19 protein-coding genes and 1 pseudogene are annotated in these 12,718 nt (G+C 40.8%); 19 read left to right on the top strand and 1 reads right to left on the bottom strand.

Features of this window, described 5'->3' with window-relative positions; genetic code table 11:
• Positions 1-82: 82 nt before the first annotated feature.
• The 6 genes and pseudogenes from BQ9893_RS08840 to BQ9893_RS08810 all read left to right on the top strand — a co-directional run bounded on the left by BQ9893_RS08840 (position 83) and on the right by BQ9893_RS08810 (position 3,287).
• Entirely contained in the window at positions 83-289 is a 207-nt protein-coding gene (locus tag BQ9893_RS08840) for a hypothetical protein (RefSeq protein ID WP_075965702.1), read from the top strand.
• Between the two features lie 11 nt (positions 290-300).
• Complete coding sequence (locus tag BQ9893_RS08835; protein ID WP_075965701.1) at positions 301-1,152, top strand: hypothetical protein; 852 nt, start codon at positions 301-303, stop codon at positions 1,150-1,152.
• Between the two features lie 3 nt (positions 1,153-1,155).
• Positions 1,156-1,491, top strand: a complete 336-nt coding sequence (locus BQ9893_RS08830) for a hypothetical protein (RefSeq protein ID WP_075965700.1) — start codon at positions 1,156-1,158, stop codon at positions 1,489-1,491.
• A 222-nt stretch (positions 1,492-1,713) separates the two neighbouring features.
• Positions 1,714-2,211 carry a hypothetical protein gene (locus BQ9893_RS08825; RefSeq protein WP_075965699.1) on the top strand — a complete coding sequence of 166 codons (498 nt, stop codon included), beginning with the start codon at positions 1,714-1,716 and terminating at the stop codon, positions 2,209-2,211.
• Positions 2,212-2,930: 719 nt separating this feature from the next.
• Positions 2,931-3,029 (top strand): annotated as a pseudogene (locus tag BQ9893_RS22100) (type II toxin-antitoxin system mRNA interferase toxin, RelE/StbE family); the annotation flags it as partial.
• Positions 3,030-3,287, top strand: coding sequence for a hypothetical protein (locus BQ9893_RS08810; protein WP_075965698.1), 258 nt, complete (start codon positions 3,030-3,032; stop codon positions 3,285-3,287).
• A 29-nt stretch (positions 3,288-3,316) separates the two neighbouring features.
• On the opposite strand, the gene BQ9893_RS22345 is transcribed toward BQ9893_RS08810, so the two are convergent.
• Positions 3,317-3,451 carry a hypothetical protein gene (locus BQ9893_RS22345; RefSeq protein ID WP_256304525.1) on the bottom strand — a complete coding sequence of 45 codons (135 nt, stop codon included), beginning with the start codon at positions 3,449-3,451 and terminating at the stop codon, positions 3,317-3,319.
• 37 nt (positions 3,452-3,488) lie between these two features.
• On the opposite strand from BQ9893_RS22345, the gene BQ9893_RS08805 reads away from it, so the two are divergent.
• The 13 genes from BQ9893_RS08805 to BQ9893_RS08750 all read left to right on the top strand — a co-directional run bounded on the left by BQ9893_RS08805 (position 3,489) and on the right by BQ9893_RS08750 (position 12,313).
• Positions 3,489-3,896: a hypothetical protein gene (locus BQ9893_RS08805; RefSeq protein WP_075965697.1), complete on the top strand. Its 408-nt coding sequence runs from the start codon at positions 3,489-3,491 to the stop codon at positions 3,894-3,896.
• A gap of 64 nt (positions 3,897-3,960) precedes the next feature.
• The gene (locus BQ9893_RS08800) at positions 3,961-4,695 is read left to right on the top strand and encodes a hypothetical protein (protein WP_075965696.1); all 735 of its coding nucleotides are present in this window, start codon (positions 3,961-3,963) and stop codon (positions 4,693-4,695) included.
• Between the two features lie 488 nt (positions 4,696-5,183).
• A complete protein-coding gene (locus BQ9893_RS08795; protein WP_139322588.1) occupies positions 5,184-5,924 on the top strand; it encodes a hypothetical protein in 741 nt (246 codons plus the stop codon).
• A 586-nt stretch (positions 5,925-6,510) separates the two neighbouring features.
• Positions 6,511-6,933: a hypothetical protein gene (locus BQ9893_RS08790; RefSeq protein WP_122334184.1), complete on the top strand. Its 423-nt coding sequence runs from the start codon at positions 6,511-6,513 to the stop codon at positions 6,931-6,933.
• A gap of 349 nt (positions 6,934-7,282) precedes the next feature.
• Positions 7,283-8,824: a PcfJ domain-containing protein gene (locus BQ9893_RS08785; protein ID WP_075965693.1), complete on the top strand. Its 1,542-nt coding sequence runs from the start codon at positions 7,283-7,285 to the stop codon at positions 8,822-8,824.
• Positions 8,825-9,037: 213 nt separating this feature from the next.
• Positions 9,038-9,403 (top strand): hypothetical protein, encoded by a 366-nt coding sequence (locus BQ9893_RS08780; RefSeq protein ID WP_075965692.1) that lies wholly within the window; start codon positions 9,038-9,040, stop codon positions 9,401-9,403.
• Positions 9,404-9,413: 10 nt separating this feature from the next.
• Entirely contained in the window at positions 9,414-9,635 is a 222-nt protein-coding gene (locus BQ9893_RS08775; protein ID WP_075965691.1) for a hypothetical protein, read from the top strand.
• Between the two features lie 28 nt (positions 9,636-9,663).
• The gene (locus tag BQ9893_RS08770) at positions 9,664-10,140 is read left to right on the top strand and encodes a hypothetical protein (RefSeq protein ID WP_075965690.1); all 477 of its coding nucleotides are present in this window, start codon (positions 9,664-9,666) and stop codon (positions 10,138-10,140) included.
• Between the two features lie 113 nt (positions 10,141-10,253).
• Positions 10,254-10,403, top strand: a complete 150-nt coding sequence (locus BQ9893_RS21665) for a hypothetical protein (RefSeq protein ID WP_167369858.1) — start codon at positions 10,254-10,256, stop codon at positions 10,401-10,403.
• 254 nt (positions 10,404-10,657) lie between these two features.
• A complete protein-coding gene (locus BQ9893_RS08765) occupies positions 10,658-11,179 on the top strand; it encodes a hypothetical protein (RefSeq protein WP_075965689.1) in 522 nt (173 codons plus the stop codon).
• 64 nt (positions 11,180-11,243) lie between these two features.
• On the top strand, positions 11,244-11,780 hold the full coding sequence (locus BQ9893_RS08760; protein WP_075965688.1) for a hypothetical protein: 537 nt from the start codon (positions 11,244-11,246) through the stop codon (positions 11,778-11,780).
• Positions 11,773-11,979 (top strand): hypothetical protein, encoded by a 207-nt coding sequence (locus BQ9893_RS08755; RefSeq protein WP_075965687.1) that lies wholly within the window; start codon positions 11,773-11,775, stop codon positions 11,977-11,979. The genes BQ9893_RS08760 and BQ9893_RS08755 overlap by 8 nt, the downstream gene beginning before the upstream one ends.
• A gap of 10 nt (positions 11,980-11,989) precedes the next feature.
• Positions 11,990-12,313: a hypothetical protein gene (locus BQ9893_RS08750; protein WP_075965686.1), complete on the top strand. Its 324-nt coding sequence runs from the start codon at positions 11,990-11,992 to the stop codon at positions 12,311-12,313.
• The last annotated feature ends 405 nt before the right edge of the window (positions 12,314-12,718 follow it).

Genomic DNA, 12,718 nt, shown 5'->3' with positions numbered 1-12,718 from the left:
CTACTCTTTCCCTTTTGTTTTCCGGAACTATGAAGACTCCCTATATTTCTGTATATTTGCATCATAATCAATGAGATAAAAGATGATAAACTTCAAGAAACTTAAAAGCCAGATTAAGCCCTTCAAACCGGAGGCCAAACATAAGGGTTACATCTTCATCGCAACAGATGAACAGATTGCCAACGGTGGATTTACCGTAGCTAAAGTAGGCTCAAAACGGAGCCTGATAGATTGTATGGCATTCTACATCAAGAAAGAACCGGATGTATGGGCAGATTTGATACTCTAAAAACAATAACTATGGGACAGTTTAGCTGGTTTACACAAGACACCAAGCGTAGAATCCGGAACGGAGTTCCGTTTACGGTATATATGACGGATGATAAGGGCAACAAGTACAAAGAGACTTGTTACGGAGGTTATGGTGTGTTCGGTGGCAAGGATTATTATGAATTGCTTGCAGAGATGAACGGTATCGTGGATAGAAATAAAGAGTATCTTCGTCAGATAGGCATCGAACTGGCTTTCAAGAACTCTCCACAGGGATACAACCCGGAAGTGAAGCACCCCTCACTGACCGAGAATGGTTCCTATTACCAAGGGGTAGCACCGATTTCAGACCCGGACCAAGGTTTTCCATTAGATTACCACTTGGCCGGGGTACCTTCTCATGTCCTTACAGAAGGTATGGAGGTTCTATTGCCAAAGGATGCGACCTTTATTGACGTGAATGGCGTTAGTATGTTCTTGCCGACATTGAATCTCTATGAAACTATCACTGTAGATGATATGTATCCGTTCGGGAATTGTCTGGTGCAGTCAATCAGGGAGGACAAATCAATCATGCTGAAAGACCTTACTTCCGGACTTGAATTTCGGTATTCTGGAAATGTGTTGATTCGGTCAAACGAGATTGTTCATTCCTACATGGGAAACAATAATAAAGGTGATCTGGTATTGTGTAACGATTGTGAGACCCTTTTGTTGGTTCCCATGGGTACAGACATCTGTCCGGATTGCCACTCCGATGGCTGTCTGACTTACCCGGATGATCGTACCGATCACGTTCACGCCACGCAATCAGAATTAAGAGAACAAGGCAACATTGTCATAACCCATGATCGTCCGACAGACGAAATGCTATATTCTTGAATTATGGAAAAGGTTCACATTTTAATTAATTCCGGATACGGTCGGTTATCCGGACATTCGGACAACCAACATAGGGCGTTCGTACAAGAGGTTACCGCCATATTTGAGTCATTAGGTTGGCAGGTGCCCCAACAGAAGCAAACACCGTTGGCAAAGTCAGGATATAACAGGTTTTTCCTGCATCCCTGTTTCTTTACCGGCTACATCAATGACAAGAAGATTGTGCAAACCATTATGGATGCAGCCAAAAATGCCAAGACCTTTAGCATATACGGGGTCGAATACAATTATACCGGAAATATATCTGGTCTCTATTTCCCATCTCTGACTCTCAATTAACTGCTAGGGTGATCCGGTCATTCGGAACACCCTACTCCCCTATTTGCAGAACCTGACCATCAGGTTCTTATCTGCCAGTAATATGGAGTGGCTTTAATGGAAATGTTTCAACCATATAGGGTGAAAGAGCTTTCTTAATTTCTATTTCATAAACACATTGAATTTAAGTAACTTTGTGTATATCAAATAGATAGATATAATAAAGAACATAATTAAATAGTTATGAAAAAGATAATATTCTCCACCGAAATCACAGATGAAGATCTGAAATGCGCAGAAGAATGGTTACAGGAACAAGGCTATCCATCCAGTGAAATGGCTATTTGTGAAGAAGCCGCTGAACAAAAGCGGAATTGGCAGGATGACGAAATAAGCAATCTCGATATGTTTTTGGAAGGAAACATCCTTCTGATAGCGGATTTAGGCTTGTGGAACGGACGAAAATCGGGATACCGGATAATTGACAATAATGTTGGCAATATATTGTCTTCACTATCTGAAGGTGAAATAGAATACTTTGCAGACACTCAGACCAAACAGGTGAAAGCAGTCCAACATCATCATGACGGAACAAACTATATTACATTCCGGGAGATTAAGCCAGGTGTGAACATAGATAACCTGACAGAAAAGATTTACAACGGTACATACACACAAAAGGATATTTCTCGATACACCCGGAGCTTGTACCCTCATGTTGCCAAGGTTTATGGATGGTAACGCATTCCAGCCGCTTTTTAGCGGCTGCAGTATAAAAGTCTGGTGGAGGAGCCAAAAAAATAAAGCCGGAACACTCGTACAGGGACGGGGAAAAGTCGAAGCAAGGCACTAAGAAAGAACCTGTCCCACAAACAACACACACGCCAAAACGACACAAACGGCTGAATAAAACAGGACCTGAAATTGTAATGCGCATTACAAAAGCATAAAAACAGATTTCCTGCTTGTACTTCCGGAATAATAGCCTTTCTTTTTATGTGTACCAACTTTGGTACACATAAAAAGAAAAGAACAGTATGCTACAAGTAACATCAAGGGAATTTAGGGACAAGCAAGCCTCTTGGGTTGACATGGCAGATCAAGGCTAACAAATTGTTATCAGACGCAGAGGCAAACGCTCCTACATGCTGACACCCGTCTACGACAGTGATATTACAACCACCCACAAATTTGAACAGAAGATAGAGGAAGCACGTAGGCAATACAAAAACCGGGAAACAATCGTCTGCAATACCAAAGAAGAACTTCACGACTTATTGGATACGTTATGATGTACAAGATTGAATTTTCAAAGGGTGCGACAAAACCACACCCAAATACAAAAAGTCCAATCTTGTACTCTACAAAAAACTGGTGAGTCTTCTTGAAGAAATCATGGCCCCCGTACAGGGACCGGACACCCGGAACCTTTAAAGGCAGGAAACTCTGTCAGCTATTCAAGACGGACAACGGCACATGACAGGTTGATATATGACATCTATGATGAAACCGTTACCGTCATGGTTATTGAAATAGAAGGACACTATAAAGATAAGTAAATGGGAATGATAAAGACACAATTCCCCTGCGGTATGTTATGGCTAAGTGAAACTGATACCATCTGCGGCCATGACGGAAAGATTTGCGGTGCTGTTAAATACCAAGATGAACAGTTCAAAATCATCCAGCCGGAAGAATGCATGGGGCACAAAAGGGACATAATGAAGGAATTAAAAGAAGCTTTGCAACAGGTCAAAGATCACCTAGACGGTAAAATACAACTCAAATCGATAGAAGCCTTGTTAGATGAACTTTGAGTTTGTTTCATCTGATTTATTCGACCCATTTAATTTGCCCTTTCGGGAACGCGCTCACGTTCCCTATCAAGTATTTTTACCAAAGTAAATGGATTGGCTTCAATGAGAGAGTCACGACCTACTTGCTTGATATTATAATCCGTTTGGTTTTCTTTTATGTCCAATGTTTTTTATATTTTTGCATAGAATAAAACAATGATTATGGACACCTTAACACTCAAAGAAAGATATTTCTCTGCCATTCATAGCATGAGAGAAGCACTTAAATATTACGTTTCCGAGAATGGAAACGATTATTCGGATTCTCCCGAATATTACGCAAACGAGTTCGGCATTTATCCGGACAAAAAGGAACGACCATCTAAAATGTTGGAACTAAATTGTACTTATGCCCATTATGTAGAGGGCAAAGGAGTAGAATCTGTCCAAATCCAACTATTATATACGGTTGCTGATGACGAAGGTAATGAGGAACTGATGTATTATGGCTTCTATAACGGTAGAGAAGAAATCGAAGATGATTGTGAACCTATTCACGCTAAAGCCATAACTTTAGCAGATGAAGAACTGATGAATATAATAAAGGGTATCGACAATCCTGCCAACTGAGATACCCCCTTCGGGGGGGGTATGATATAAATTTGTCCTGTAGAACAAGCAAATAGCACTAATAATGAACCGATTGAAATACAATAATAATAATTGGCACGAAAGAGACAACCACATCTTTTTCGATGAAGAACCGCATATTTATACCCATGACAGACTAGGTAAGATGGATAGCTGGACGGAAATCATTGCGTCCTATTTTGCTCCTTTCGATAAGGAACGGGTAGCCTCATTTGTAGCCCAGAGACGGGGTTGCTCACCGGAGGAACTGATTGCCGAATGGGAACACCAGACCCATTTGGGCACCAAGCTCCATGCCAATATCGAAAACTATTTGCTTTCTTTGCCGCATGACGAGTCAGATGTTTTCTGGCAGTTCAAGAATTTCATCACAGAGCATCCGATGGTTCCTTATCGTACCGAGTGGACTATCTATGACGAAGAAAGCCGAGTGGCAGGTACAATTGATTCATTGGATTTCCATGTATGTAACCTGATGTTGGACTGGAAGCGGAGCAAGAACCTGATAGACCAGGATGGGAACGTCATCCGGGATTCCTACAATCATACTATGGGATTGGGAGTACTCTCACACCTCCCGGATTGTTCCTACTATCACTATGCCATGCAACAGTCCGGGTACCGGTATATTCTCAAGAAGAATTACGGCATCGAAATCGAAGCCTGTTGGCTGGCAGTGTTCCATCCGACACTCCTTAACTACAAATTGATAAGACTCCCCTATCTGGAGGAAGAAGTAAAAGCAGTACTGGCTGAACGTGCTGCCAGATTTAGATAAGCTAATATGAATTACTACAACTCAAAAGTTGTAATAATAAAAGTCAAATGCCTATCCCTTTCATCCCCTTTGAGAATACATTATGCCAAGACAACTCTGCTCACGGCAGTTTTCCAGTACGCTTTATTTGTTCTCCCGGGGACGTACTCACGTCCCCTATGATCCCCCTCCTTATAAAGTAGATGCAGGCATTGTGACTGCTCTGCTTATATGAGAATGTATGAACCTGAACATTCACCGGAGGCATTTCATTATCTATATCATTATAATACAGCATTTTAGTATCTTTGAATATGAAAGATAACCAAAATTAGTCATGGGAATAGGAAGAGAAAAAATAGACTGGGATGATTTCTTACTAAATGAAATTTTCAGCCCTCATTGAGGGAGCGATGATGTAAGACCGGAAGATAACAGCGAGTATTCTTGCACTACAGCTAAGTATGTATGCAATTTTTGTGAAACAGAATTTTTTAAAGAACATTGATATGGGAAACATGGAAATAAAGAACTTGGATGAAGCACGTAGAATTCAAGAAGGGGTATTGAATTATTATATTGGAGTCATTTGCTCCGGACTCTACCCGCAGAACAACTTGCCACACCTGATTTTCTTTGAAGACGTGGACGATAAGGGTGAACCTGTGTTCCGCAAAGCCGAGGTTATCGAAATCCTTGGTGCAACTAAAGAAGTTGTCATTAAGTACAAGAATGGAGAAAAGGAAACGATCAATCTTTCAGCCATCAATATTGACTGGCTTCAGGACTTGGCAAACTACCAGTTCCGAATGTACGATTTACTGGAACAAGGAGAGCCAGACACTTTACCGGGATGCATAACATATCAGATTATCCTTTCTGAATTCATCGACAAATATGGATGTGATGACCATGAAGGAAGAGTCTTAATCGGCAATAAAACCAATGGAGAGATTATAACGCTCATGAAAGAGCTGGATGATCTTAGCATCGACAACCAGTCTGACATTACATTTGAATGTGGATCATTCCGGGTATTGGAATATTCCCAAGGTGATGCGCACTATAAACTATCCGAAGAGAGTTTAAGCCAGAAACTGATTGATCCTGGGATCAGCGAGCCATACAACAAAAAATGTACAGCGTTGGATGATGAATTCCAATTCTACGTTGGCAATGATTTTTGGGAGAAATCCACCTTGCAGAAAAAGCTGTTCATCCTTCAAGAAATATTCGATGTAAAGCTGTGATTTTTTATATATACGGTTGTTCCATACAAAGTACGGTGCAACCAGTTTCACTCTGCATTCCAATTCTGGCGAAACTTGAACCCAAGTTTCTTTCAGTGTCCCCTATTTCCCTTTTGCTTATATGGAATAGTAGAACCCTGCCACAGAGTTCTGATATGGTGATATATATTGGGTAATGTGCTGGGATTTCTGTAACTTTACAATGTTGAAAGACAAAGAATTATGAAATATTACATCGTTGTATCATCGGCAGGAGACACAAAGGTTGTCGTTTTGCCAGCAAACTGGGACAATGGCAGTTTGAACGTCTGCCTGTCAAGATTAAAGACAGATGCCCAAGGCGAATTCAGAGGTGGGATGAAAATTTTCACAGAGATAAATCAAGACGAGTACCGTAAGGTAACAGGTGATTCCTATCTGAGTAGTAATTATGCAAGCCATCCAAATTTTTTTAGAGGGGATATCTTGCCAGAAGACTGGAGAGAACAGGCGATGGCTGTCCTGACATCAGGCGGTTGGATTGACCAGTTAGGCTGGGAGGATGACCTTGCCAAGCTGGTGGACGAACAGATTGATTCAGCCCCAAATGTTCGACCTCATGCAGGCACACATGACAGGACTGGATCCCGTTTTGGAACTGGAGGCATACGACAGGTGGTTATATGGAGAGGCTCTGGCAGCCCAAAGAAAAGAGACCGAACAATCAGTTTCAAAGGAAGAACAATCCGTCTTCACCTTCTTGGTCGATTGCCAGTACAAGGTGTGGGAACGCCATACCGTTACCGTAAATGCCGACACCTATGAAGAAGCCAAGCAACGAGTAATCAACTTGGCAAAGAATCACCCTGTAAGTATGGATGACGGCGAGCCTGGACTGGAAATGACCTTTGAGACTCTTTACGAAACAGAAGAACTGATTGAACCCGAAAATGGTAAAGAAGCAACAGTTCAAGTAATGAACTATGCACCATTCAGTGAGAGAAAGGTCTTATACGAGAACGCCAAATAACTATTCTTCAAATGAGATAAAGGGGGTCAACGGTGTGCGAACATAGTTGACCGCACAAACACTACAAAGTGTTTGGTATTTAGTTAATTGTGAAATGGACTGCCTGTATGTGAATATGGGCAGTTTTTTCTTTTTGACTTAGGTATATCCCCGGAGTCCCACAACGGACTCCTATTGTTACCACCTATGGGGATAAAGATTGAGATCCTTTAAGAGGGAGAACTTAAGCATTTGGTTTTGCTTAAATGAGAATGTTTTCATCGCCCACCATTAGATCTTTCTTATTGATGTCATTATTTAATAGAACCATATTTATGTATCTTTGTATCAAACGATTAACAATAAACACATGAGACATTTAACATTAAATCAAGAATACCAAAACCAGACAGCGCAACTTATGTTTTCCTTTGGAGAGGAACAGCAATATGATATACCAGTTAGACAGGTTACTACCTGTTCAAAGACTGATACAAAATTATCTACCGTACCAGAGTACCTTAATAATCTGAGCAAGGACTGTTTTTCTTTAGAAGAGTTGCTTGGCAAAATAAATGCAGATACGGTATATTTTGGTCGTAACAAACGTGGACAAATTGCCAATGTTAATGGAAATGTTATTTTTGCGGGCGGTATGGCAAGCCGAATATTGCCCAATGCCCTTTTACGGTCAGTTCCTAATGCTCTGGCTCAAGGCGAGGGATATTTGGAATTTGACACATTTGTGGTTACTCTTGGCTATTTTGATGATTGTGCAAGATTGTGGAATGCAAAATTAAATATTGTACTTGACAAAAAAATGAAATTGAGTTCATTCTATAGTTCCACTTACCCTTATAATTGCACTGAGTTTTCATTGGGGAAATGGTCAATGGTAAAGAAGCAAAAATTTACAATATACCACTATTTCATTCAGTCCAAAGAGGAACTTACAGGAATTCTTGAAAAGAACGCTCCCTATACTGCGAAATGGGCAGCAGAAAAAGGTGCTGATGTACGTTGTATGCTCCTTGCTCCTCAAATAGAAATACTTAGCAAAGCCGGATATTTGTTTGCTGACTCATTCATTGAATATGACTCTATTTCCGAAGAAAATTGTGTAATTTTCAACAGGCTCTGCCAACAGGGGACAAAACCAAAGGATATATTTAAAACCAGCAAAATGGTGTATTCTATATTAAAGGGGGAATTGGATCTTGAAATTTGGGATTGCTATCGTAAACTGGCTAAGCTCGGAAAGATTGACGCAGACCATATCCAACAGGCTTACGACCAAAATTTCAAAAAGGCAGATTTAGAGGGGTTAAACTCCATTCTTAGCAAACAATATGACGGAAAACCAGTGTTTACTTGGAATAGTCTGATGCAGTATTTAGTTAGACTTGACACCTTTGAAGCAATAGAGAAAAAGGAAGCTTTCATGTTGCTTAATGATTATTTGTCCATGTGCAACCAACTCAAAATGCAGCCCCGCATCAACGGAGATAGTCTGAAAAGGGAACACGACATTGCAGCACGTAACTGCCGTAACCGAAAAAACAAAATCATGGCTGAACGTATGCAGAACAACTGCGAGAAAATGAAGAAATACGACTACACAGAGGGAGTCTATTTTGTTCGGGGCATCCGAAGTCACGATGATCTTTTGGACGAAGCCAACCAGCAACATAACTGCGTGGCAGCGTATGGATCAAGAATTGCCAACGGCTCTTCATACATCTACGTGCTGAGAGAAGTCGCCAAACCGGACAAGAGCTTAATCACCATAGAGCTTTCTCCGGACGGACGGAACATCAGACAAAAGTACCTTGCCTACAACCAGCCTGTCCGGAACAGGTCGCAAAGTGAGTTCATAGACCGCTGGATGAAACACAACAGACTGGTAGGTTAACGAATAAGGTTCCTGCCCAATTCGGGCAGGTTTCTTTATGTCCGTATGCCGTGTTCGGAGCCCCACCATTGGGCTCCTTTTAGCTTATAAAAGGATAGGAAAGCTTAAATGAAAGAGTAGGTATCATCCCCTATCCTACTATTCCCTTTGGCTATATTTCGTTATGAGAGACCATTTATATATCTTTGTATCAAAGAATTAAATCAAACAAATATGGAATATAAAGAATTAGTGGAGCAGGAAAGCCAGCTAAAAAAGAGCCAAGTCTTGTACATCAAAGAGGTTCTCGCCCAAAACAACGGACGGGTGGAAATGAAATACAAGCCCCAAGAAGAGTTTGAGGACGAAAGTGACAATGAAACAGACTGTTTCTACGATCAGTTCCCGGTCATGATTGCCGTTCCGGGTAGACACGGTACGTTCAATCTCCATGTAACTGCGGTTTATGAGGATCATAACGGAAGCCTTCGTTGCGAAGGTATCAACGACAATACCGACTCTTTGGAAAAGAAGATATACTTCTGCGACGAATCCTATTCCTCCATCGCATATTTTCTGCATCAAATAACAAACAAATAATCCTTATTGTATGAACAAGAAAGAGATTTTACCACAGCAAGTTGTTCCTGGAAAGACCTATTCATTTTCCGGTGACATCAAGAACGGATGCTATGCCGACGGTACACCACGTATCTCTCATGAAGAGGTCACCAGAGAGGTGTCCTATGTAAAAGATAACCTGATTGTCTGCGTGTGCGGACGCCAATTTATCATTAACGAGAACTTGAAAATCCAAAAGTTCCCTTATTAAAATCCAAGACAAACAAATAAGCATAAGTATGAATATCGAGAATTTGAGAAATAGAGTGGATGCTCTTCAAAAGACAGAAAATACACTCTTAGTTCTGGCAATGCACAAAGCGGGATTGAAAAATGTGAATTGTTCCGACAAACAACTGAATCTTTGTGCCGTTCTTGCAGGGAATCCTGTCATCTTCAAAGTCAAGGAATTTTGGATGGAGGGTGATTCTGGTAAGGAAACAGTATTCTTTTTAGGATGTTGCGACCCGATTGAACATATCACCCTCAAATGCGAGGATATTCTTCCCGGAATGGTATCTAATATTCTGGAACACATACCCAATGTGAATGTTTCCGATTTGTCTGTGTTGCCACAGGGTACAGATGATGATATTGACGAAGCATTAGTATCATCGTTAGAGTATTTGGAGCAAGAAAGAGACTGCATTTGTGACACGGAATTATACGAAAGATGCTGTAAATTAGAAAAGTCCAGACAGCATTTCTGGGACTGATTACCTTATTCGATTTAACCAATCCTTCCTGTCCGGATTTCCTGGACAGGAATCAAACATATCTATAGCATGAACATAAATGTACTCACGATCCGGAGAACATCTACACAGGTGTGATGGTTTCGGATGAATCTCTCATTCAGGATTATATCGAAACAAACGAATATACCGAGACTGCCGAGCATATCATGCGTCTCCAGAAAGCACAGGCCGTTGCTTTCATTGCAGACGCATGGGAACTGACACTTGTTCCTTGCGTCTGATCTTCATCGACCGGGAACGCACACCCGTTCCCTATCCCCTAATCTGGTGACATTTGGAAATAAGCATAACGAACACAGAAAGAACGCAACCTGAAACTTTGCGATTTAGTTATACCGGGAGTAACTCCCTAAAAATGGTGTCCGCTTCAATGGTAAAGTAGGGTTGTAAGTTAAAATCTAACCTCTTTACTCATTATGTAAGTATCTGAAAAAGAATTAGTATCTTTACATCAGTAAAGAAAATCAAAGACAATATGGAAGAATTTAATATTTACGAAGTAGCAGAGGAAAACAATCTGGATGTGATTAGTACCACAACCGGGAAAAATGGATATCCACAGTCGGTTAGATATGCAATCACCGGTTTCCCTAATTTTTCAGAGGCAGAGAAATTGGCCGAGAAATACGGATTGCGTATCACTACTTTCTGGAAAAAAGCAGGTTGGCAACTCTATGTCAGAGACCGCAATACGACATTCGAGCCGATGGGCATTTCAGCCGAAAATTATGGCGATGATTACATGGCATTCGATTCAAGCAGTGCGGAATCGTTTTATGAAGACGAAGTGAAACCATTGCTGGATGACATCAATAGCCTTGAAGACTTGGAGAAATTTGTGTCTGGCCGCAAAGAATTGCTTGACGAGATCAAGAGTATCGACGAAACCCAATTGGTAATAGCCTGCCATGGGCATTACTATGAAACGGTAGATAGGGAAACAATGGAATGGTCGTTCGATTCGAAAACATATGTTATCGGAGTTATCAAAGACTAATAATTAAGCATATGAAAACATATCAGACATCGTGTATGTGGCGATGTCATAAAACCACTATAATATGGAGTTACCTAAAAAAGCAGCCAAACTTTTTGCAGATAATGCCAAATTACAAAAAATGGCATACAACATGATGGTCGAAATTTGTAAAGGACACGGTGGAAAGTTTAGATTTTCATCTGATCTTTGCATTGATTTAGACTATGGGGTTATCGGAGTAACGACCTGTAACTTGAAAGGAATGTATCTTAAAGATGATTATCTTTTGGTTGAAAGCACTACTACTGACGGTGGATGTAGCAAAGATGTACATGTACTCAACAAGCAAAGCCTTGAGATTCTTGAAATTTTACAGGATGCAACCATCTTAGGTAATGAAGAGGTATTTTTAAAGGAACATCCCAGCCCGGAGACAGTAACGGATGATGATATAGAAAGTGCATGGGTGATGCTGGCAGATGTACCTGTCAATTCAAAAGGAAAAATTGACCGGGATTTCCTATATTGGGAAAAGGGAACAGATCGGAAAGTTATCTGGAACTGGTTTGACCAAAATCACAGCCTGGGAATTGGATTTCATATAGACAACTATGGATAAGACAGCAGCAGAAGTATTAGGACAGGCAATGAACCGGAAGCCCTCAAACGGTAAAAGTGTTTGGTGTACTATGGTGTTGAGACTCATGGACACCGAAGAGTATAGCAATAATTATTGCCGTTCATTGGCACTGGTTCTTGAACTCTTTCCTGAGGTAAACAGGAAAGAATTGGAAAAGGAACTGGATAAATACATCTAAAAATAAGGCTATGGGAAAGACAGTAAACATAAAGGATTTAAGAGAAAAAGGGGATATTGTTCTTGTGGTGTTCAAAGAGCACACACTGGGCTATATCAACCTTGAACGACCGGGCACGCTGGCAGTATTACGTGCTTGCGTATGGAAAGGGGCAGACTGGAGCAGTTCACCTACAGTTCCGTTACCGCCCGCAGAATATAAGGTAAGGATTGCTACCCCAAAAGACTTTGACGATTATAATGTAGCCTTTGTGGGATACAACAATGACCCGGTATATAAGTATATCTATAATTCTGGTAATGAGCCAGTGTATGCTGAGTACAAGGTAAAATAACAGAAATGTGATGCTAAAAAACCAAATAAACTATAGAGTTACCACAAACAATGAAAAATCTTTTCATCAAAAATGAAAAGTTACAGGAGGAAGCATATAATACCCTTCTTGAATTATGTAAGAACAACGGCAATAAATTAAAAATTTCGTTTTCCACCTGCAATCTAAAAGGACTGTATATCTAAGATAACAGCCCCTTTGTGGAATGCTTTAGTATCTGTGGAGGAAACTCTAAAGACGTGCCCGTAAACAAATACCAGAGCCTCGAAATTCTTGATATTTTGCAGGATGCAGTTATAGAGTGATAGAAACTGGTTTTCCTGCGCCCACTTCCTGTTGAAGTCCGGGCACGGGAAGATCTGAAAACGGAATAACGAATAATTTTGCCGAAAGCCGCCCCCGGTT

Source organism: Parabacteroides massiliensis (assembly GCF_900155425.1).
In the GTDB taxonomy this organism is placed as follows: Bacteria; Bacteroidota; Bacteroidia; order Bacteroidales; family Tannerellaceae; genus Parabacteroides; species Parabacteroides massiliensis.
Note: the sequence above shows the minus strand (reverse complement) of the source record. Positions and strands in the feature narration are given on the sequence as shown.

Coding starts and splice junctions, on each gene's coding strand:
- BQ9893_RS08840 (WP_075965702.1), top strand. CDS start 83: ATGATAAACTTCAAGAAACTTAAAAGCCAGATTAAGCCCTTCAAACCG.
- BQ9893_RS08835 (WP_075965701.1), top strand. CDS start 301: ATGGGACAGTTTAGCTGGTTTACACAAGACACCAAGCGTAGAATCCGG.
- BQ9893_RS08830 (WP_075965700.1), top strand. CDS start 1,156: ATGGAAAAGGTTCACATTTTAATTAATTCCGGATACGGTCGGTTATCC.
- BQ9893_RS08825 (WP_075965699.1), top strand. CDS start 1,714: ATGAAAAAGATAATATTCTCCACCGAAATCACAGATGAAGATCTGAAA.
- BQ9893_RS08810 (WP_075965698.1), top strand. CDS start 3,030: ATGGGAATGATAAAGACACAATTCCCCTGCGGTATGTTATGGCTAAGT.
- BQ9893_RS08805 (WP_075965697.1), top strand. CDS start 3,489: ATGGACACCTTAACACTCAAAGAAAGATATTTCTCTGCCATTCATAGC.
- BQ9893_RS08800 (WP_075965696.1), top strand. CDS start 3,961: ATGAACCGATTGAAATACAATAATAATAATTGGCACGAAAGAGACAAC.
- BQ9893_RS08795 (WP_139322588.1), top strand. CDS start 5,184: ATGGGAAACATGGAAATAAAGAACTTGGATGAAGCACGTAGAATTCAA.
- BQ9893_RS08790 (WP_122334184.1), top strand. CDS start 6,511: ATGTTCGACCTCATGCAGGCACACATGACAGGACTGGATCCCGTTTTG.
- BQ9893_RS08785 (WP_075965693.1), top strand. CDS start 7,283: ATGAGACATTTAACATTAAATCAAGAATACCAAAACCAGACAGCGCAA.
- BQ9893_RS08780 (WP_075965692.1), top strand. CDS start 9,038: ATGGAATATAAAGAATTAGTGGAGCAGGAAAGCCAGCTAAAAAAGAGC.
- BQ9893_RS08775 (WP_075965691.1), top strand. CDS start 9,414: ATGAACAAGAAAGAGATTTTACCACAGCAAGTTGTTCCTGGAAAGACC.
- BQ9893_RS08770 (WP_075965690.1), top strand. CDS start 9,664: ATGAATATCGAGAATTTGAGAAATAGAGTGGATGCTCTTCAAAAGACA.
- BQ9893_RS08765 (WP_075965689.1), top strand. CDS start 10,658: ATGGAAGAATTTAATATTTACGAAGTAGCAGAGGAAAACAATCTGGAT.
- BQ9893_RS08760 (WP_075965688.1), top strand. CDS start 11,244: ATGGAGTTACCTAAAAAAGCAGCCAAACTTTTTGCAGATAATGCCAAA.
- BQ9893_RS08755 (WP_075965687.1), top strand. CDS start 11,773: ATGGATAAGACAGCAGCAGAAGTATTAGGACAGGCAATGAACCGGAAG.
- BQ9893_RS08750 (WP_075965686.1), top strand. CDS start 11,990: ATGGGAAAGACAGTAAACATAAAGGATTTAAGAGAAAAAGGGGATATT.